At 61.6% G+C, this 20,343-nt stretch carries 17 protein-coding genes and 3 pseudogenes; 8 read left to right on the top strand and 12 right to left on the bottom strand.

The features are described 5' to 3' along the window. Positions 1-11 precede the first annotated feature (11 nt). Positions 12-1,379, bottom strand: coding sequence for a DUF3482 domain-containing protein (locus tag OU997_RS10050; RefSeq protein ID WP_267809803.1), 1,368 nt, complete (start codon positions 1,377-1,379; stop codon positions 12-14). Next, positions 1,372-2,766 (bottom strand): DUF2868 domain-containing protein, encoded by a 1,395-nt coding sequence (locus tag OU997_RS10055; RefSeq protein ID WP_267809804.1) that lies wholly within the window; start codon positions 2,764-2,766, stop codon positions 1,372-1,374. The genes OU997_RS10050 and OU997_RS10055 overlap by 8 nt, the downstream gene beginning before the upstream one ends. 264 nt (positions 2,767-3,030) lie before the next feature. Here OU997_RS10055 and OU997_RS10060 point away from each other — a divergent pair, with 264 nt between their 5' ends. The 4 genes from OU997_RS10060 to OU997_RS10075 all read left to right on the top strand — a co-directional run bounded on the left by OU997_RS10060 (position 3,031) and on the right by OU997_RS10075 (position 4,757). Continuing rightward, the gene (locus OU997_RS10060; protein ID WP_267809805.1) at positions 3,031-3,234 is read left to right on the top strand and encodes a hypothetical protein; all 204 of its coding nucleotides are present in this window, start codon (positions 3,031-3,033) and stop codon (positions 3,232-3,234) included. After that, the gene (locus tag OU997_RS10065) at positions 3,231-3,380 is read left to right on the top strand and encodes a diguanylate cyclase domain-containing protein (protein WP_267809806.1); all 150 of its coding nucleotides are present in this window, start codon (positions 3,231-3,233) and stop codon (positions 3,378-3,380) included. Before OU997_RS10060 ends, OU997_RS10065 begins: the two co-directional genes overlap by 4 nt. Positions 3,381-3,429: 49 nt before the next feature. Then, a complete protein-coding gene (locus tag OU997_RS10070; protein ID WP_267809807.1) occupies positions 3,430-3,942 on the top strand; it encodes a dihydrofolate reductase in 513 nt (170 codons plus the stop codon). 167 nt (positions 3,943-4,109) lie between these two features. Then, complete coding sequence (locus OU997_RS10075; RefSeq protein WP_267809808.1) at positions 4,110-4,757, top strand: YitT family protein; 648 nt, start codon at positions 4,110-4,112, stop codon at positions 4,755-4,757. Between the two features lie 66 nt (positions 4,758-4,823). Here the strand turns inward: OU997_RS10075 and OU997_RS10080 are convergent. The 10 genes and pseudogenes from OU997_RS10080 to OU997_RS10120 form a co-directional block, all read right to left on the bottom strand. Beyond that, positions 4,824-5,035 (bottom strand): annotated as a pseudogene (locus tag OU997_RS10080) (dihydroxy-acid dehydratase); the annotation flags it as partial. A gap of 45 nt (positions 5,036-5,080) precedes the next feature. Then, positions 5,081-5,140, bottom strand: a pseudogene (locus OU997_RS20995) (hypothetical protein); the annotation flags it as partial. A 50-nt stretch (positions 5,141-5,190) separates the two neighbouring features. Next, the gene (locus OU997_RS10085) at positions 5,191-8,304 is read right to left on the bottom strand and encodes an ATP-binding protein (protein ID WP_267809809.1); all 3,114 of its coding nucleotides are present in this window, start codon (positions 8,302-8,304) and stop codon (positions 5,191-5,193) included. Position 8,305: 1 nt separating this feature from the next. Further along, entirely contained in the window at positions 8,306-9,241 is a 936-nt protein-coding gene (locus OU997_RS10090; RefSeq protein ID WP_267809810.1) for an ABC transporter substrate-binding protein, read from the bottom strand. A 100-nt stretch (positions 9,242-9,341) separates the two neighbouring features. Continuing rightward, on the bottom strand, positions 9,342-11,189 hold the full coding sequence (ilvD, locus tag OU997_RS10095) for a dihydroxy-acid dehydratase (protein WP_108488697.1): 1,848 nt from the start codon (positions 11,187-11,189) through the stop codon (positions 9,342-9,344). A 281-nt stretch (positions 11,190-11,470) separates the two neighbouring features. Further along, the gene (locus OU997_RS10100; RefSeq protein ID WP_267809811.1) at positions 11,471-12,325 is read right to left on the bottom strand and encodes an ABC transporter permease; all 855 of its coding nucleotides are present in this window, start codon (positions 12,323-12,325) and stop codon (positions 11,471-11,473) included. 10 nt (positions 12,326-12,335) lie between these two features. Next, entirely contained in the window at positions 12,336-13,568 is a 1,233-nt protein-coding gene (locus OU997_RS10105; RefSeq protein ID WP_108488694.1) for an ABC transporter permease, read from the bottom strand. Positions 13,569-13,622: 54 nt separating this feature from the next. After that, on the bottom strand, positions 13,623-14,696 hold the full coding sequence (locus OU997_RS10110; RefSeq protein ID WP_108488693.1) for an ABC transporter substrate-binding protein: 1,074 nt from the start codon (positions 14,694-14,696) through the stop codon (positions 13,623-13,625). A 19-nt stretch (positions 14,697-14,715) separates the two neighbouring features. After that, a complete protein-coding gene (locus OU997_RS10115; RefSeq protein ID WP_108488692.1) occupies positions 14,716-15,834 on the bottom strand; it encodes an ABC transporter ATP-binding protein in 1,119 nt (372 codons plus the stop codon). 274 nt (positions 15,835-16,108) lie between these two features. Then, positions 16,109-17,305: a class I SAM-dependent rRNA methyltransferase gene (locus OU997_RS10120; protein WP_108488691.1), complete on the bottom strand. Its 1,197-nt coding sequence runs from the start codon at positions 17,303-17,305 to the stop codon at positions 16,109-16,111. 164 nt (positions 17,306-17,469) lie between these two features. Here OU997_RS10120 and OU997_RS10125 point away from each other — a divergent pair, with 164 nt between their 5' ends. The 4 genes and pseudogenes from OU997_RS10125 to OU997_RS10140 all read left to right on the top strand — a co-directional run bounded on the left by OU997_RS10125 (position 17,470) and on the right by OU997_RS10140 (position 20,307). Then, positions 17,470-18,336, top strand: a complete 867-nt coding sequence (locus OU997_RS10125) for an HDOD domain-containing protein (protein ID WP_108488711.1) — start codon at positions 17,470-17,472, stop codon at positions 18,334-18,336. 80 nt (positions 18,337-18,416) lie between these two features. Next, positions 18,417-19,229, top strand: coding sequence for a bifunctional DNA-formamidopyrimidine glycosylase/DNA-(apurinic or apyrimidinic site) lyase (mutM, locus tag OU997_RS10130; protein ID WP_108488690.1), 813 nt, complete (start codon positions 18,417-18,419; stop codon positions 19,227-19,229). An 85-nt stretch (positions 19,230-19,314) separates the two neighbouring features. Further along, positions 19,315-19,892, top strand: a pseudogene (locus OU997_RS10135) (lysophospholipid acyltransferase family protein). A 76-nt stretch (positions 19,893-19,968) separates the two neighbouring features. Next, positions 19,969-20,307, top strand: a complete 339-nt coding sequence (locus OU997_RS10140) for a multidrug transporter (protein WP_267809812.1) — start codon at positions 19,969-19,971, stop codon at positions 20,305-20,307. Positions 20,308-20,343 lie beyond the last annotated feature (36 nt).

The following is a 20,343-nucleotide window of genomic DNA, read 5'->3' on the forward strand; positions in this document are numbered from 1 at the left end:
GCCTTGAGCGGTTAGAGCAACTCAGCCGCCAACGCCTGCACCAGCACCTGGCGTTCACCATCCTCCAGCGTTGCGCCGGGGTTGAGCGATGACCATTCGGGATGAGCACGGGCTTTGCACAAAGTGTCTGGCAGCTTGCCCTCGCGCCAGCTGGCGTCCTGCGGCGTACTCAGGTTGATGGCCTCGACGGCGGCGTGGCCACGGGCTTCCAGCGCGTGCAGTAGCAACTGCTGGCGCAGTGCGAGCAGGCGTAGCACGGCGTCGTCCACGGTCAGCTCGCGCTGACCCTTGAGTTTGCCTTTCAGCCGCGCGCCGTAGTTACGCAGGGTCTGCGCGCTGCCGCCGAGCACGGCACCGATAAGCGCTGCCGCGCCGAGGGTAATGCCGCCGACCAGCATATCGACGCCGATGCCGGTGGCCGCACCCGCCGCCATGCCGCCACCGATATTGATGCCGAGCTGCTTGAGGGTTTCCGGGTTGAACAGGTCGTCACCCCAGCGCCCGTCGAGCAGTGGCAGTTCGCCGGCCTCGGCGTCGTTCCGGCGAAAGGCGTACAGGCGCAGCAGGGCGTCCACACAGCGTTGTTCGCGCTGGCGAATGGTTTGATGCAGGTCGCGGATTGCACCCTGTTCCAGCACCGCTTGCGCGGCCACGCTACGGCGGCAGGCGGCGCAGTCCAGCAGCAGTTCGGCGATCAGCCGCGCAGCGCTGCTTTTGCGTAATTGGCGCTGCGCCAGGTGGTCGTCGATCAGTTGTTGCAGTTGTGGCCGGGCTTTTTCCTGCAGCAGCGCCAGGCTGTCGTACAGGCGGCGTTCGCCATCCAGCGGTGGCGCCACGCTGTCGAAGCATACCAGGGCATGCAGGCCGAGGCGGGCGAGGGCATCGCGCCAGTTCTGCTCGCGATGCTGGCTGCTGCTGACGAAGTTCAGCACCGGCAGCAAGGGCTTGCCGCACATGGCTAGCACGGCCAGTTCGTCGCGGTATTTGGCCAGCACCGGCTCACGCGCATCGATCACATACAGGCCGGCATCCGAGGCCAGCAGCTGGCGCAGCACCTTGGCTTCCTGCTCGAAACGCTGGCGCGCTTCGCTGCTATCGAGAAAACGCGCCAGCCGCGCCGGGCCGTCCAAACGCTCGCCGGGGCGATCCAGGCGTTCCAGATAATCGAGCAAGGCGATGGCGTCTTCCAGGCCGGGCGTGTCGTACAGCTCCAGCAGGGCCACGCCGTCCACTGACAGGCGTGCGCCTTCGACGTGGCGAGTGGTACTGGGACGATGGGACACCTCACCGAAGCCGACGTCGCGGGTCAGGGTGCGCAGCAGCGAGGTCTTGCCGACATTGGTGTGACCGACCACGGCCAGCTTGAGGGCTTTAGTCATGGCCATGCTCCAGCCAGTTGAGCGGCGCACTGTCGCTGTAGCTCAGCTGCAATTGCTCCAGCGCGCGGTGCCAGTCGCCCAAACGGGTGCTGTCGAGGGCTTCGCCGGGCGGCGGTGGCAGTAACCAGATGCGCGTGGCGGCTGCGCTGCGTGCCAGTTCACCGAGCAGTGCCAGGCTGCCACGATCCGGCGAACGGCGCGGGTCGCAGGCAATCAGCAGGCGGGCCGGTGGAAAGCGGTTGAGTTGGTCGAGCAGCTGCTTGCGTTGTTCGCGGCTGTCGATCACCCCGGCATCGCCGATGCCCTTGGGTAAAACGGGTGGCCAGCTGCGCAGCGGGTCCAGTTCGACGGCCACCAGCAGCGCACCCTGGCTGCCTTCGGTGTGGTTGCCTGCCTGGGGTTGATGCAGCTGTGCAGGCGCGGCATCGCACACGCCGAGGCGTTCGCTGCTCGGTTGCAGGCGTTCGCGCAGCAGGCTGTAGCCAGGCAGGCTGAGGTCCAGGACCAAGCGCCTCTGCCCGGCCTGCCAACGCCACAGGCAGAACAGAGCCAGCAGCAAACGTGGAAGGATGCCGAACACCAGCAGCACGCCAAGCAGCCAGCCGGCCCAGGCATGGCGCGCGGCTTCGATCGGGAGAGCCGCATCACCACTGGCGCGGATGATGTCGGCACTGGGTACGGTAAACCCCAGGAGTGCCGGGATGGCACCCAGCGCGTGGGTCAGGCTGACAAAGGTGTCGCTGCCCAACAGCGTCGTTTCCCAGACAAATCCGTAGCGCCGGGTGGCCAGCAAGGCCAGGGTGAGCAGCAGGGCGCTGAGCAGAGCGACCAGCCACAGTCCATGCACCAGCAGTCCCAGCAGCCAGCGGCTGAGTCCCTGACGCTGCAACAGCAGCAGGAGTGCCGGGGCCAGTTGGGCGGCACGAGCATCGCGGGCCAGCTTTTCACTCAGCCACAGCCACAACCGGCCCAGCACGCCGGGCTGTTTACCGGTCAGCAGCAGGTTCAGCAGCCAGGCACAGAGCAGCAGCAGATGAAGACCCAGCAAGCTGCCCACAGCCCAGAACACGTTGATCGGGCGCTGGCCATCGCCCAGTGCACTCAGCGCCAAGCCCGCTCCGCTGAGCAGGGCCAGCAGTACCAGCAGGCCGAGGGCCATGCGCGCCCCTTGCAGCCAGTGCTGTTGGGCCTGCAGCTGGCCATCACGGTTGGCCAGCCACAGGGCGCGTGCTTCAATGCGTTCAGGCAGGCCGCTGGCCGCACGTTGGGCCTGGCGGTTGGCTTCGCCGTCTTCCAGTGGGCCGGCATGTTCTTCACGCAGGCGCAGGGCTTCGCACAGCCACAGGCGCTGCAGGCGGTTGCGCGTCGGGTTTTCGAGTGGACTCACACGGGCTTCCAGAAACGAAGGGAAAACACAGCATAACTCCAGCGACCTATGCGTGGGCGTGTCCTGCATCTCTGCGCCCAGCTAGTTTGATCGACAGGTGTGTAACGCTGATTCGGCCCAATTGGAGAGTCTGTCTTCTTGACGTTACCGAACCTGAGGTGGGTCAATCAGGACTCACCCTACTTGCGTCAATACTTTCAGGGCACGCGTGGCCTTCGCTTTGCCAGCGAACTGGAGGCGGTCTTCAAGCGTTATTAGATCACTGTGCACCTGCGGTGGATTGCGCGGGTGATTGGCGAGCGGGCCAAACGGCCACTGGGTTGTCTGGCGCGCTATGGCGGTGAGGTGTTTGTCGGCCTCTGGTATGGGGTGGGTGAGGCTCAGATGTTGGCGATTCAGCAGGATATCCGTCAGACCATTGAGGCCCTCGGCTTGCCCCATGATTTTCCGCGACTGCCCGTGTCGTGACGCTGAGTATCGGTGTGGTCTATCTCCAGCCACGGCCGCCGCAAACCTTGGCTGAGGCCTTGCGTCTGGCGGATGCGGCGCTCTACCTGGCCAAGGCACAGGGGCGCAACCGCGTACTCAGCCAGATTCTGGATGCACAGGTTTGAAGCCGTACAAGGCTTCAATCATTAGCTCAGAGCCGGTATTCTCGCGCCTATGAACATTTCCCTGCCTCTCTGCATGATCGCTGCCCTGGCGGAAAACCGCGTGATCGGCCGCGATAACCAACTGCCCTGGCATCTGCCGGCGGACCTCAAGCATTTCAAGGCGCTGACCTTGGGCAAGCCGATCATCATGGGTCGCAAGACCTGGGATTCCCTCGGCCGGCCCTTGCCGGGCCGACTCAATCTGGTGGTCAGCCGCCAGCCCGGTTTACAGTTGGAGGGCGCGGAAGTCTTCGCCAGCCTCGATGCCGCGCTCGAACGTGCCGAAGCCTGGGCGCGCGAAGAAGATGCCGAAGAGCTGATGCTGATCGGCGGTGCGCAGTTGTACGAATTGGGCCTGGCTCAAGCCAAGCGCCTGTACCTGACCCGCGTCGGCATCAGCCCCCAGGGCGATGCCTACTTTCCTGAACTGGCGAAGGATGACTGGCACCTGTCTTCTGCCATCGAACACACGGAAGGGCTGGGAACGCCCGGCTATGTGTTTGAGGTGTGGGATCGCAAATAGCCCGTTCGGGCTGAGTTTTTCCGCGCTGCATTGATCTCCGCCAGGGTGGGCGGAGGTAGGGTGTGCCACGCTGCGCATCGTTGTTGTGTAGCGTTAACCCGCGCCAGGTGATCCCTTGCTGGTCGCTACGCTGTCTATTGCCGTTTGCTCTCTACAGGTTGTTCCCCATGCATGACGCTGATGCCGATCACGCCGAGCCGGATCGTATTGCCGCGATCTTTATTCGTCATCCACTCTGGGAGGACGGCCTGGCGCTGTTGCTGGGCACCGCCATGGTGGCGCTGGGGATTACTTTTTACAGTCAGGCCGGGCTGCTGACTGGCGGTACGGTCGGGTTGGCCTTCCTGCTCAAGTACCTGCTTGGCTGGCCCTTTGGTGTGGTGTTCTATCTGATCAACCTACCGTTCTACGCCCTGGCCATCTGGCGCATGGGCTGGCCGTTCACCCTGCGTACCTTCTGTGCGGTGGGGATGGTCTCGCTGCTGGCTGAGTTGACGCCGCAGTGGATTGGTTTTACTCACCTGAACGTGGTGTATGCCGCGCTATTCGGTGGTTTTGCCATGGGTCTGGGCTTGCTGATGCTGTTCCGCCACCGCGCCAGCCTGGGTGGGGTGAACATCCTGGCGCTGTACCTGCAGGAGCGTTTTGGCCTGCGCGCCGGCAAGGTGCAGATGGCTATCGATATCCTGATTGTGTTGGGCGCCGTGCTGATTGTGCCGTTGGACAAGGTGGCGCTGTCGATCCTCGGCGCGCTGGCGCTGAATATGGTGCTGGCGATCAACCACCGCGCCGGGCGCTACATGGGGGTCAGTTAACAACAAAAAAGCCCGACACTGAGCCGGGCTTTTGCGTGCTGTGCGCTGTTTTACGGCACCCGTTTTTAGCAGTGCCTTGTCACGTGCCGCACCCTTGTCGGCGCTGGTGACGAGCAGGGCGTAGGCCTTGAGTGCCGTGGTGACTTTGCGCGACGCACTTCCACCGGCATCCAGCCTATCTTGTCCGCAGCCAGCTCTTCATCGCTGATCAGCAGGTTGATTGAGCGCTCGTGGATGTTGATCAGGATCTTGTCGCCTTCGCGCACTCGGCCCAGGGCTTCCATCAGGCAGTTCATCGAGTTGGCAGTGAACATGCCGGAGCAGCTGCCGCAGGTCGGGCAGGCGCAGCGCGCATAGTCGGCGACTTTCTCGTTGGAGGCCATGCTGCCGGTGATCTGGCTTTGCAGGCTGTGGCCCGGCGCATGCCTATCAGCTATGGCAATGGCGCTGACAGTGACTCAGATGCTGGCTCTGCAGGCGCCGCAGTAATGTTCCGGCAGGCTTCTAGAGCAGCGTGGACGGTACGTTTGATGTCGTCATGCAGGTCTTGAGCGGCCATGCGCAACGCGCTAATGGATTCCACGCCAGCGCCGGCCTTGATGCGCAGTTCCAAGGCCGCCGCGTGCTGGCTGAGAGCATCCATACCGAGTGTTCCTGAGCTGCCCTTGAGGCTGTGCACCATGCGTTGGGCGGTGCTCCAGTCGTCGTGGTCGAGGGCCTGGAGCAGCTCGTCGGCAAAGCTCAGAGCATGGCGCTGAAACTCTTCCAGCAAATACAGCATGGTGGAATGCCCCAGTTGTTCGGCCAGCAGCAGGCCCCGTTGGTCAGCGTGGTCGATGATGCTCCGGTCCGGCTCCTCGGCGGCCGGTAGCGCGCTGGCTGGCGAGAGGCTGGCGGGCAGGTGGCGCTGTAGGCACTCGATCAGGGTATCTCGCACGATCGGTTTGCTGAGGAAGTCATCCATGCCCGCGGCCTGGCAGCGCTGACGAATTTCTTCATAGGCATTGGCCGTCAGTGCAATGATTGGTGTACGGCGCTTGCCCTGTTGCTGCTCCCAGGCGCGGATAGCCTGAGTGGCGGCAAAGCCGTCAAGCACCGGCATGAGGCAATCCATCAGGATCAGGTCGTAATCGTGCTGCTGTGTGGCTTCAACGCCGAGTTGGCCATTGTCGGCAAAACTCAAGCGCAGGCCGAAGGGCATGAGCATGGCTTTGAGCACGGTTTGGTTGACGGCGGTGTCCTCGACCACCAGCACGTGGCCGTGTAACTGGTTTTGCTGGCGTGCGGTGCTGGCTGTTTGTGGGCTGCTGTGCGGCGCGCCGCGGAGGGCCAATTGCACCGCTGCACGCAACTGCTCCTGAGCCAGTGGCCGATTCAGGCGGGTGGGATCGTTGCTTTGCGCGGTGTTTGCGGCCTGATCACACAGCCACAGGCGTCGTGGGTTGGCGGTTGCTGGCAATGGCTCGCTGAAACTGTCGCAGACCAGCAGTAAGTCATGTGCCGGCAACGCTTGCGTGAGGTCGTAGCGTTGCTCTACGCGGTAGCCCAAGGGGGCCAGTGCGGCCTGGACGATGGCCAGGTTGAGAGGCTGGGGATCGAGCAGCAGCAGCTGTTTATCGCTTTGCAGCACGGCTGCCGTGTGGGTGGTAGGTGCCGAGTTGCGCAGTGTGAGATTAAAGCTGAAGCAACTGCCTTGCTCAGGTTGGCTGCTGACGCTGATGTCGCCCTGCATCAGAAACAGCAACTTGCGGCTGATCGACAGGCCGAGGCCGCTGCCGCCAAACGAGCGGGTGGTGGATGAGTCTGCCTGGGTAAAGGGCCTGAACAGCTTGGCTTGCTGCTCGGGCGTCATGCCGATGCCCGTGTCGCGGATATGCAGGCAGTAGTGGGTTTGCCCATTAGGGCGCGGGCTTGCGCTGAGGTGTAGGTGAACGTGCCCCTGGGGGGTGAATTTGATCGCGTTGTTGACCAGGTTGAGGATGATCTGCCGCAGGCGCAAAGGGTCACCGAGAATCTGCAATGGCACGTCGGGATCGATCAACAGCAGCAGTTGCAGGGGCTTTTTCTGCGCCTGGGGCTGCAGCAGCTTGAGTGCGTCGAGCAGGATGGCCTCCCAGTCGCAGGGCACCTGTTCGAGCTGCAGCATGCCCGCCTCGATTTTGGACAGGTCGAGAATGTCGTTGAGTAAACCCAGTAGCAGGTCGGCAGAGAGCTGCAGGGTGTGCACCAGCTCTTGCTGCTGGCTGGTCAGGGCGGTGTCGGCCAGTACTTGAGCCATGCCGATCAGGCCGTTCATGGGGGTGCGGATCTCGTGGCTCATGGTGGCGAGAAATTCGCTCTTGGCACGGTTGGCGTCTTCGGCTTCGCTGCGGGCGATCTCCAGCCCCCATTCGTACTGCTTGCGCGCTGAAATATCGCGCAGCATGCCGACAAAGGCCTTCTGTCCGTCAATCTGCAAGGGCGATACGGACAGCTCCAGGGCAAACTCCTCGCCATTCTGGCGTAGGCCGAACAGGTCGCGGGTTTTGTTGATGATGCGCGGTGCATGCAGGGCGGAGTGGCTTAGGTAGCCATCATGGGCTTGGCGAAAGCGTTGTGGCAGGAGCATGTCGATCTCGTGGCCGAGCATTTCGCCAGCCAGGTAGCCAAACAACTGCTCTGCGGCTGGGTTGACGCTACGGATGGTGCCGTCAGCGGTCAGGGTGATGATTGCTTCGCTGCTATTGCTGATGATGGCGCGCGACAGCTCTTCACTTTTGCGCAGCTGTTCGGCCGCCTCGGCGGCCTGCTGGTGGTGATTGAGTTCGCGCCGTAATTGGCGGCGCAGGGTGCTGGCGAGCAGGCCAAATTCGCCGGATTTGATCTGCCCCAGGTTGTTCAGCACGCTTTGTGAGTCGCTGGCGGAGATGCCTTTTAGCAGGGCGTTCAGTGGTTGCAGTACCAGATGCCGCAGGAGCAGGGCCAGGGCGCCGAGCATCAGGGCGGTGGCGAGCATCAGCCAGGCGGTTTGCTGAATGATTTCACGGTTCAACTGACGGTTCAGGCTGGTGATGTCCAGGCCCAGATAGATGGCCCCTTGGGTGCGCACCTGGCCATTCAGCTGGCTGTTGGTCAGGAGTATTGGGCTGGAGTAGTCGTAGTGGGTACCAATCGCGAAGTGACGTATCGGAGTGCGCGTGCTCAGCACGTGGGTGAGTATTTCGCGGCTCTCCTCTTGTGCCGGCAGTTGATCAAGGCGCATGCCTTGATGGGCCCCCTTGGTGCTGGCAATGATTTGCGCCGGCTGGCCGGCGACCACCAGGAGTTCGTGCACGCCGTTTTCGGCGCCCAAGGCCATCACCACACGGCGCAGGTCGCTGATGTGGCTGACGGTCTCGGCGGTCATCTGCACGCTGGCAATAAAGGTCTGGGCGCGTTCTTCCAGGCGATTTTGCAGTTGCACCTGGCTGCTTTGCCAGGACAGCAGCAAGATAACCAGCCCGGAGAGCAGCCAGAGCAGGCCCAGGGGCAGCATGATGCGGCCGTTGAGTGACAGGCGTTGCCACATGTCAGGGGGCTACCAGGGCGTCGAGGTCGGTGGGTTGCGTCAGCTCCTGGCTGTGCAGCAGTACCCGCTGGATATGTTGCAGCGAGTGCAGCAGGCGCTGTTCGGCACCGAAGTAGGCTATCTGGTCGGCGGCGCTTAGCAGCTTCAGGTCGTTTTCCACGGCGGCGCGGAAGTCTTCCGGGCTGATCCCTTCGCGTGCGGCCATGATTGCGTAGGCCTGTTCGGGATGTTGGCGGGTGTAGTGGTGGGCGGCCTCCAGGGCGCGCAGCATGGCCTGCACGTCGGCCTTGCGCGTGGCCAGTACGCTGGCATCGACGGCAACGATGTCGAGGATTTCTCCGGGAATTTCCCGGGTGCTGAAAATCTTCTGAAACTGCGGCTGCTTGAGTATCTCCAGGGTAAAGGGCGGGTAGGTCACTACGGCGTCGACGCGGCCTTGCTGCAGGGCTTCGAGCATCTGCCCTTGCGGCACGCTGGTCAGGGTTACCTGGGCGAGGTCGAGGCCCTGCTGCTCGAGCGCGCGGGCCAGGATCACGGTATTGAGGGTGCCGGGTTCGACAGCCACGCGCAGGCCAACCAGTTGCCGGACGTTGTCGATGCCGGGTCTTGCAATCAGCATGTCGCCGCCGTTGGAGTAGTCCGTCACATGCACCACCTGTGGGTGGCGCTGGCTCTGTTCGCGGGCCACCAAAACCTCTACCAGCGTGCCGCCAAAGCCATCGGCCTGGCCGCGTTCGTAGGCGCGCCGGGCATCGTTGAGGGAGTCGAACTGGAGAATCTTGACGCCGACCCCTTCGGCCTCGAACAGCTGCTGTTGTTCGGCCAGGTAGAGAAACTCGTGGCCGGGCCAGGGGTTGATGGCGATGCGCAGCGGCGGCTTGGGCTCCGAGCAGGCGGCGAGCAGAAGCAGGGCGGCGAGCAGCAGGTATCTGGCCATGGCTGTTCTCGGTAGGCGGGCTCTCTCACTATAGACGGTGTTCTTTCAGGCAAAAAAAAAGCCCAGCACGGAGCTGGGCCTGGATGTTGCGGTGGTGTGATCAGTCAACCAAACGATCCAGTAACGCCTTGTCGCGCACGGCGCCCTTGTCGGCGCTGGTGGCGAGCAGGGCGTAGGCCTTCAGTGCGGTGGTGACCTTGCGTGGACGCTTCTCTACCGGCTTCCAGCCTTTGGCGTCTTGCTCGGTGCGGCGCGTGGCCAGGTCCTCGTCGCTGATCAGCAGGTTGATTGAGCGGTTCGGAATGTCGATCAGCACTTTGTCGCCATCCTGCACCAGGCCGATGGCGCCGCCAGCAGCGGCTTCCGGCGAGGCATGGCCGATGGACAGGCCCGAGGTGCCGCCGGAGAAACGCCCGTCGGTGAGCAGGGCGCAGGCTTTGCCCAGGCCTTTGGACTTCAGGTACGAGGTTGGGTAGAGCATTTCCTGCATACCCGGGCCGCCTTTCGGGCCTTCGTAACGGATGATGACGATGTCACCAGCCTGCACTTCGTCGGCGAGGATGCCGCGCACGGCGCTGTCCTGGCTCTCGAAGATTTTCGCGGTGCCTTCGAAGACGTGGATCGACTCATCCACACCGGCGGTTTTAACCACGCAGCCATCGACGGCGATATTGCCGTAGAGCACGGCCAGGCCGCCTTCTTGCGAATACGCATGCTCGACGCTGCGGATGCAGCCGTTTTCACGGTCGTCATCCACGGTGTCCCAGCGGGTGCTCTGGCTGAACGCGGTCTGCGTTGGGATGCCGGCCGGGCCCGCGCGGAAGAACGTGTGCACGGCTTCATCGTCGGTCTGGGTGATGTCCCATTGGGCGATGGCTTCGGCCATGGTTTTGCTGTGTACGGTCGGCAGGTCGGTGTGCAGCAGGCCGCCACGGGCCAGGGAACCGAGGATGCTGAAGATGCCACCGGCGCGGTGCACGTCTTCCATGTGGTACTTCTGGATGTTTGGCGCGACCTTGCACAGTTGCGGCACTTTGCGTGACAGGCGGTCGATGTCGCGCAGGTCGAAATCGACTTCGCCTTCCTGGGCGGCGGCCAGCAGGTGCAGGATGGTGTTGGTTGAACCACCCATGGCGATGTCCAGGGTCATGGCGTTCTCGAACGCCTTGAAGTTGGCGATGTTGCGCGGCAGCACCGAGGCGTCGCCCTCACCGTAGTAGCGTTTGCACAGCTCGACGGCGGTGCGGCCGGCTTGCAGGAACAGCTGCTTGCGGTCGCTGTGGGTGGCCAGTGTTGAGCCGTTGCCCGGCAGGGCCAGGCCTAGGGCTTCCATCAGGCAGTTCATCGAGTTGGCGGTGAACATGCCGGAGCAGCTGCCGCAGGTCGGGCAGGCGCTGCGCTCGTACTCGGCTACTTTCTCATCGCTGGCGCTTTCGTCAGCGGCAATCACCATGGCATCAACCAGGTCCAGGCCGTGGCTGGCCAGCTTGGTCTTACCGGCTTCCATTGGGCCGCCGGAGACGAAGATCACCGGGATATTCAGGCGCAGCGATGCCAGCAGCATGCCGGGGGTGATCTTGTCGCAGTTACTGATGCAGACGATGGCGTCGGCGCAGTGGGCGTTGACCATGTACTCCACGGAGTCGGCGATGATCTCGCGGCTCGGCAGCGAATAGAGCATGCCGTCATGGCCCATGGCGATGCCGTCATCGACCGCGATGGTGTTGAATTCCTTGGCCACGCCGCCGTGCTTTTCAATCTCGCGGGCAACCAGCTGGCCCATGTCCTTCAGGTGCACATGGCCGGGCACGAACTGGGTGAAGGAGTTGGCGATGGCGATGATTGGCTTCTTGAAGTCTTCGTCCTTCATCCCGGTGGCACGCCACAAGGCACGAGCGCCGGCCATATTGCGGCCGTGGGTGGAGGTCTTCGAGCGGTAATCAGGCATGGTGATAAATCCTGCAAAGGCTATTCAGGTCACGCGTGCACAGGCGAGGGTGCTGTGCGGGCAACGGGCTGTTGGTGCGTATGTTGAGCCGGCTTCAGGCCCAAGGCAAACGCAAGTGCGCATTTACCGGGCCGGGGCGCTGCCTGGCGCGGGGTCGGCGCTGGCGTGGCTGGGCTACAAGGTCCGCCTGGATAGGGCAGGAGAGCGCTGATTCTAATCCCTTGGCGCGCTCGCAAGGAAGGCCGGTGCGCTCAGCGGCGAGCGCGGTTCGGCCGGGTGCGTTAGCTGATCGGCTCAATCCCGCGCATGCGTTCGGCGCGGCGGCGCAGCAGTTCGATGGTCACCAGCAGAGCGATGGACACCAGGATCAGCAGGGTGGCGATGGCCAGGATGCTCGGGTTGATCTGCTCGCGCAGGCCCGAAAACATCTGCCGCGGGATGGTGCGTTGCTGTGGGCCGGCCATAAACAGGATCACCACCACCTCGTCGAACGAGGTGATAAAGGCGAACAGCGCGCCGGAAATCACCCCCGGGCGGATCAGCGGCATGATGATGTCGAAGAACACCCGCAGTGGCGTGGCGCCCAGGTTCAGCGCGGCGCGGGCCAGGCTGTAGTCGAAGCCGGTGAGGGTGGCTGTGACGGTGATGATCACGAACGGTGTGCCCAGAGCCGCGTGGGCAATGATCACCCCGAGGTAGTTGCCGGCCAGGCCCAGGTCCGAATAGAAGAAGAACATCCCGGCGGCGGTGATGATCAGCGGCACGATCATCGGTGACAGCAGCAGGGCGGTGATCAAGCGGCGTGCCGGCATGTCATCGCGGGCCAGACCGACTGCTGCGCAGGTGCCGAGCACTGTAGCGATCAGGGTGGCGAAGATGCCGATCAGAAAGCTGTTTTTGATCGCCAGCAGCCATTTGTCGTCGCTGAAGATGGCGCTGTACCAGCGCAGCGAGTAGGCCTCGGGCTGCAGTGTGAGCATGCCTTCGGTAAAGCTGAAGAACGGCTCGGCGTTGAATGACAACGGGATGATCACCAGGATTGGCAGGATCAGAAACAGCAGTACCAGCCAGGAACTGGTCTTCAGCAGCCAGGCGCCGAGGTGATGCCAGAAGCCGTAGTAGGCGGGAATCTTCATCGTCTGTTCCTTAGCCCAGTTTGATATTGCTGGCGCCGACAAAACGGTCGTACAGCCAGTACAGCAGCAGGATCAGGCCGAGCAGCAGGGAGCCCAGTGCGGCGGCCAGTTCCCAGTTGTTCGAGCGCTGCATATGGAAGGCGATGATGTTGCTGATCATCTGCCCATCGGTGCCGCCGACCAGCGCCGGGGTGATGTAGTAGCCGACCGAGATGATAAACACCAGCAGCGCCCCGGCACTCAACCCCGGTAGGGTCATTGGGAAGTAGATGCGGGCAAAGGCTGGAATCGGCCGCGCGCCCAGTGACAGTGCCGCGCGCAAGTAGCTGGGGTCGATGCCGCGCATCACGCTGTACAACGGCAAAATCATAAACGGCAGCAGGATATGGGTCATCGCCACCACCGTGGCGAACGAGGTGTAGAGCATCTCGATGGGTTGGCCGATGACGCCGATGCCGAGCAGGAAGGAGTTGATCACCCCGTTGGTCTGCAGCAGGGCGATCCAGGCCGTGGTTCGCACCAGCAATGAGGTCCAGAACGGCAGCAGTACCAATACCAGCAGCAGGTTAGCGCGGTTTTCCGGCAGGCCGGCCAGGTAGTAGGCCAGTGGGTAGCCAAGCAGGGCGCAGAAAAGGGTGATGACCAGGGCCATGCTTAGGGTTTTGTTGTACAGCTGCAGGTAGATCTGCGTGTCTTCGCGCACCTGAATGCCCTGCTCGGGGTGCAGCTCCAGGTCGAGCGCGGTCAGGTAGTAGTCATAGGTATAGGGTTTGCCCGCGCGCTGGATGGCGTACCAGATTTCCGGTTTGCTCCAGTTGCGGTGCGACTTGAGCAGGATGTCGGCACCCTGCTGCTGCAGTTGTTCGCCTTGCAGGCGGCTGAGTTTGCGCGCGCTGGATTTGACCACACTGGACATGCCGGCCGAGGCGCGGTTGAACTCTTCGGCCAATTTGCCGGACTGGCGCTCTTTGGCCAGGCTGTGCAGCTCCTGGGCGAACACGCTCAGGGTTTTTTCATCAGGAAGCGCTTTGCCGTCCCAGCGTTGCAGCTCGCTCAGGGTCAGCGGAATCAGGGCGGCCACCGTCGGGTGGTGGACACTGCGCCAGAGCATGCTGGCAATTGGCGCGACGAAGGTCAGCAGGATAAACACCAGCAGTGGCACGACAAACAGAAAGGCGGTGAGGCGTTTCTTGTTGCGGGCGCTGGAGGCTTGACTGGCTTCGGTAGACGTGAGGGAGGACAAGGCGTTACTCCGAAAATCCTGACCCCTCTCCGGCAGGAGAGGGGTCATAGCGGGTTACTTCAACAGCCACTCGTTGAATTTTTCACCGAGGGATTCGCCATAGTCAGCCCAGAAGTCCGAACCGGCCTGGATGCCTTTGCTCAGGTGAGCAGTCGGCAGGTGCGGTGCGGCGCTCTGGTCAGCCAGCGGCATGGAGGATTTGCGGGTTGGGCCGTAGGCCACGTCCGGCATGCCGGCCAGTGGGGTGGAGCCAGTGGCGTAGGCAATGAATTTCAGTGCCAGATCCTTTTTCGGTGAGCCTTTGACGATGGCCCAGGCGTCGAGGTCGTAGACGTGGCCGTCCCAGACGATGACGAAGGGTTTTTTCTCCTGGCGGATGGCGTCGTAGAAACGGCCGTTAGCCGATTGCACCAGCACCGCGCCGCCGTCGTTGAGCAGCTGTGGCGCTTGCGACCAGGAGTCGAACCAGACGATGTCCTTCTTGATGGTGTCCAGCTTGGCGAAGGCGCGGGCCTGGCCTTCTGGAGTGGACAGCACGTCGTAGACTTCGGCCGGCGGCACGCCATCAGCCAGCAGTGCCCACTCCATGTTCACCTGTGGGCGTTTGCGCAGGGCGCGCTTGCCTGGGATTTTGCGGGTGTCGAAGAAGTCGGTGATGCTTGCAGCCTTGGTGCCGCCGATGGTTTTCTCGTTGTAGGCGAATACCACCGACCAGACGATGTTGCCGACCGCGCACTCACTGGCCAGGGCTTCGGGGATAAAGTCTTTTGCGGCCGGGACGCCGTCGATACCGGCGGGCAGGATGTCACGTGGAATGCTTTCCAGCAGGCCTTCAGAGCAGGCACGCTCCAGGTCGATCACCTCAAAGTCGACCACATCCCATTGAATGTTGCCGGACTCGACCTGGGCTTTGATCTCGGCCACACCGCCGGTGTAGTCCTCGAATAGCACCTTGTTGCCGGTGTCTTTCATAAACGGGTCAATCACATGTTTCTGCTGGGCCGCGCCGTAGGCACCACCCCATGACACCACGGTCAGCGTCTCCTGCGCGCTGGCGGCGAAACTTGCCGTGCCTAGCGCGGCAGCTAAAGCGAAGGTGGAAAAGCGGGTGGTCAGTGTTCTAGCCATTGCTGTGCTCCATTGCTTCTTATAGGTCAGGGGTTGTTACGGGGCGATCCAGGGCCTGGCTGTCTTGCGGCTGCCAGGCCAGGGCGACTTCTTCCTTGGCATTGAGTTGCGGGGCGCTGCTGTCATTCATGTTCTTCACCACCAGCTCGGTGCCGTCGGCGGTTTCGAAGTGGTAGCGGATGTATTCGCCGACATAGTGACGAGTGACGAAGCGCGCCATTATCTGGTTGCCGGCGGCGCCCAGGCGGTCGGTAAAACTGAGTTTTTCCGGGCGTATCGACACGGTGGTGGGCAGGCCGACTTCTGTGCAGTTGGCCTTCAGCGAACTGACCAGGGCGCCGTCGTCCAGGCGAACTTGTACCGTCTCAGATCCGACCGATTCGATCACGCCCTTGAGCTTGTTGCTCTCGCCGATAAAGTCGGCGACGAACAGGTTGGCCGGGCGCTCGTAGAGCACGTGGGGCGGCGCGCATTGCTGGACGATGCCGTTGTTGAACACGGCGATGCGGTCGCTCATGGTCAGGGCTTCGGTCTGGTCGTGGGTCACGTAGATCACGGTGAAACCGAGCTGTTCGTGCAGGCGCTTGATCTCGAACTGCATCTGCTCGCGCAGCTTCTTGTCCAGCGCGCCCAGCGGTTCGTCCATCAGCACGATATCTGGGGCGAAGATCAGCGCGCGAGCCAGGGCCACACGCTGGCGCTGGCCGCCGGAGAGCTGCCCGGGGAAGCGGTTGCCGAAATCCAGCAGCTCGACCAGCGACAGATACTCGTCGACCTTGGCGCGAATCACCTCTTTGGGCTGTTTGCGGATCTTCAGCGGGTAGGCGAGGTTTTCGCGCAGGGTCATGTGCGGAAATAGCGCGTACTGCTGGAACACCATGCCTATATTGCGCTGGTAGGGTGCGATGCTGGTGACCGAACGGCCGTTGATCAGGATTTCGCCGCTGGTTACGTCCTCGAACCCGGCGAGCATCATCAGGCAGGTGGTTTTACCGGAGCCGGAAGGGCCGAGTAGGGTGATAAATTCGCCCTTGGCCACATCCAGGTTGAAATCCTTGACCACCAGATGCTTGTGGTCGTAAGTCTTCTTGACGTTGGTGAATTGCAGGAACGGTTTGTTCCCAGCCAGGTCAGCCATACCCCTCCCCAAATGTGCTCTGAACAGACAGCAGCTTGTGGCCGTTATCTGAATACTTGAATCCGCGCGCCCGCTTCGATGCTGTAACGGGTACTTGTTTGAATGTTCAAGTTAGGCAAGCATTGTGCCAGTGCGCTGTGGCTCATTGCGGGCGCTGCAGTGCTGGGGGCAAGCCTAGTTCAGGCGCTGGGTTGCGCCATGCAGGTGTGGGGAGTGGTAACAGCGCGGGAGAGAAAGAAGCACCTGCCGACACGCACTCGGCAGGTGCAGGTGCTCAGCTATTGGGCAGCAGACGCACGGTGAGGCTCTTGATGTAGCGGGTTTCATTGATGGCTGGGTGTACCGGGTGGTCCGGGCCCTGCGCGCCGCGTTCGAGCAGCTGGATATTGCGATCCAGATGGCGTGCGCTGGTCAGCAGGATGTTCTGCAGGTCATCTTCCGGCAGGTGCATGGAGCAGCTGGCGCTGATCAGGATGCCGTCCTTGTTGAGCAGGCGCATGGCTTGCTCGTTGAGGCGGCGGTAAGCGCCTTCGCCGTTTTTCAGGTCTTTCTTGCGTTTTATAAAGGCGGGCGGATCGGCGACGATCACATCGAAGCGCTCTTCCGAGGCCTTGAGCTGTTTCAGCGCCTCGAATACATCGCCTTCCACACAGGCAACCTGGTCGGTCAAACCGTTCAGCGCGGCGTTGCGCTCCACACCGTCGAGAGCAAAGCCGGAGGCGTCCACGCACATCACATCGCTGGCACCGAAGGCTGCAGCCTGCACGCCCCAGCCGCCGATGTAGCTGAACAGGTCGAGTACGCGCTTGCCTTTGACGTAAGGTGCCAGGCGCGCACGGTTCATGCGGTGGTCATAGAACCAGCCGGTCTTCTGCCCTTCGATTACCGGGGCTTCAAACTTCACCCCGTTCTCTTCCAGGGCGACCCATTCCGGCACCACGCCGAATGGGGTTTCCACGTAACGCGCGAGGCCTTCGGCATCGCGGGCGGCGGAGTCGTTCTTGAACAGGATGCCACTGGGTTTGCACACCTGAATCAGCGCGGCCAGCACGTCATCCTTGTGACGCTCCATGGTGGCGGAGGCCAGTTGCACCACCAGAATGTCGAAGAAGCGGTCGACCACCAGGCCCGGCAGAAGATCGGAGTCGCCATAAACCAGACGGTAGCAGGGTTTGTCGAACAGGCGCTCGCGCAGCGACAGGCAAACATTCAGGCGATGCACCAGCAGAGATTTGTCCAGTACGTGCTTGACGTCACGCGACAGCAGGCGTGCGCAGATCAGGTTATTCGGGCTCATCGCAACGATGCCCAGTGGCTTACCGCCGGTCGCTTCAAGGATGGCCTGGTCGCCGGCAGCAAAACCGCTCAGCGGGGTGGCAGCGACATCGATTTCATTGCTGTAGACCCACAGGTGGCCGGCGCGCAGGCGTCGATCGGCGTTGGCTTTCAGGCGCAGGCTGGGCAGGGACATGCTGGGACTCCGGAAAAAGAGCGGAATTATAACGGGTTCAGGAGCATCTGCTGACGTTTCAATGCAGGCCGCGGTGCACAAGGGTGTGTTTACAAAAGTCGCCTGTGGAAGTTCCATGAGTTTAGCTAGACTGTGGCTTACCTCTCGTTTTGGTTGTGTTCGTCATGCCCCAAGAGCTTTCCGCCGAATATATCCAGCAGGTGCTCCAGGGCATCAGTGTTCCTCCTCAGCCGCAAATCATGGTGGATTTGCAGATGGAACAGGTGATGCCCAATCCGGATTTGCGTGTCATTGCCAAACTGATCAGTCATGACCCTGGGCTGTCTGGCGCGTTGTTGAAGCTGGTGAATTCGCCCTTTTTTGGGTTGACCAATCGCATTGCCTCGATCCAGCAGGCCGTAAATTTGCTTGGCTGCAATACGGTCATCAATCTGATCAATGCACAGTCGATTCGCGGTGAGCTGACCGATGAAGCCATCGTCACCCTCAACCGTTTCTGGGATACCGCCCAAGACGTTGCAATGACCTGCCTGACATTGGCCAAGCGCATCGGCTATCACTCACCGGATGAAGCCTACACCTTGGGCCTGTTCCACAATTGCGGCATCCCGCTGATGCTCAAGCGTTTCCCTGACTACATGACGGTGCTGGAGGATGCCTATGCCAGTGCCACCGATGGCCGGCGCATCGTCGATACTGAAAATCGGCTGTTGAACACCAATCATGCTGTCGTGGGGTACTACACGGCGAAATCCTGGAATCTGCCGTTGCATCTGTGTGAGGCGATTGCCAGCCACCACAATGCGTTGGCGATTTTTACCGATGACTCCAGTCGGGATGCGCAGCTGAAAACCCTGTTGGCGATCCTCAAAATGGCCGAGAACATCTGTGCGAGTTACCGCGTACTGGGTAATCAACAGGATGATTTCGAATGGCAGGGTATTGAGCAACTGGTGTTGGAGTATGTGGGGTTGTCGGAGTATGACTTCGAGAACCTGCGCGAGAGCATCCGCGACATGGGGGCGAGCTAGTCCAGGTTCGCCTGCCTCGTCCCGTTTGGGCATTCCTGCTAAGGTGAGCGCCCGTTTTAATGCTCACCTGATGACGTGCCATGCCAGAACTTCCTGAAGTTGAAACCACTCGCCGCGGAATTGCGCCCTACCTTGAGGGGCAGCGCGTCAGTCGGGTGATCGTGCGTGAGCGCCGTTTGCGCTGGCCGATTCCCGAAGACCTGGATATCCAGTTGTCGGGGCAGCGTATCGAGGGCGTCGAGCGGCGCGCCAAATACCTGTTGATCAAGGCAGAAACGGGCACGTTGATCAGCCACTTGGGCATGTCCGGCAGCCTGCGCCTGGTTGAGTGCGGCCTGCCCGCTGCCAAGCATGAGCATGTGGACATCGAGCTGGAATCCGGTCTGGCCCTGCGTTACACCGATCCGCGCCGCTTCGGTGCGTTGCTCTGGAGCCGTGAGCCGCTGGAGCATGTACTGCTGAGCAAGTTGGGGCCAGAACCCCTGACTGAATCGTTCGATGGTGAGCGGCTGTTTCAGTTGTCCCGTGGCCGCGCCATGGCTGTCAAACCTTTCATCATGGATAACGCGGTCGTTGTGGGCGTAGGCAACATCTACGCCAGCGAAGCCTTGTTTGCGGCAGGTATCGATCCGCGTCGCGAGGCCGGTTCGGTGTCGCGGGCGCGTTATCTGAAACTGGCGGATGAGATCAAGCGCATCCTCGCCTATGCCATTGAGCGCGGTGGTACGACATTGCGCGATTTTGTCGGCGGTGACGGACAGCCAGGCTATTTTCAGCAGGAATTATTTGTCTACGGTCGCGGTGGTGAGTTCTGCAAGACCTGCGGCAGCACCCTGCGCGAGGTCAAGCTGGGCCAGCGCGCCAGCGTTTATTGTCCGCGCTGCCAGCGCTAGCGTTACGGCGTAGGTTTAATGTGGGCAGCACTACCGAGTGCTGCGCACTGCAATACACAACAATAAGAAACACCGAGGTTTGTTGATGTCCGGTAACTATCTGCCCCGTCACTCATTGGCCGAGTGGGTCGGCCGTACTGCGTTGAATCTACTGGGTTGGCGCATTGAAGGTGAGCTACCCAAGCTCGACAAGTTTGTGGTGATCGGTGCCCACCACACCTCCAACTGGGATTTTGTCGTTTTTATCGCGGTGAAATTTGTTTTGCGTCTGAATGCGCGCTGGTTTGGCAAGCACACCATCTTCCGCTGGCCTTTTGGCACCTTGATGCGGCTCTGGGGCGGTATCCCGATTTACCGCGAGCGTCAAGGCAATACGGTAGAGCAGGCCGTGAGGGCTTTTCGCGAGCATCAGCAGTTTATGCTGATCCTCTCGCCCGAAGGCACGCGCAAAAAGGTCGAACGCTGGAAAATGGGCTTCTATCACATCGCCCTGGGGGCGGGTGTACCGATTGTCTTGGGCGCGTTGGACTATCAGAATCGCCGTGTCTTTATTGGCCCGACTTTTATGCCCAGCGGAGATGAAGCCGCTGACATCAGGACGATTATGGATTTTTATCGACCGTTTATTCCGAAAAACCGCAATATGCCTTTAATGGCGATTGACGGCCGTCACGCTGACAATTACCAATGCACTGTTATAGTTAGAACCACTGCCTCCTAATAGCTGAAGGATCGCCCCATGAAACTGTTCCGCTCCACCGCTGCTGCTCTGGCACTGTCCACCGGTTTGCTGGCTCTGCCGGCCCATGCTGAGGTGGCGCAGCAGAACACCAGTGGTGATCCGATGTACACCACCGAATACCCGCCTGCATTTTCGATGGTCGGTGATTTTCTGATTGCTCGGCCGCTGCTGATCGCGGCAACCGCTATTGGTGCGGGTGTTTTTGTGGTCACACTGCCGTTCTCCGCCGCAGGCGGAAATATCGGTGAAGCGGGCAACGCTCTGGTTGTTGAGCCAGGCAAAGCAGCCTTTGTCCGTTGCCTGGGTTGCACCACCAACGGTTACAAGAAAAACTGACAGCCCACTGGGCGTTGAGGGTTGCTGTACGACGCG

The sequence above is a fragment of the Pseudomonas sp. SL4(2022) genome, assembly GCF_026625725.1.
In the GTDB taxonomy this organism is placed as follows: domain Bacteria; phylum Pseudomonadota; class Gammaproteobacteria; order Pseudomonadales; family Pseudomonadaceae; genus Aquipseudomonas.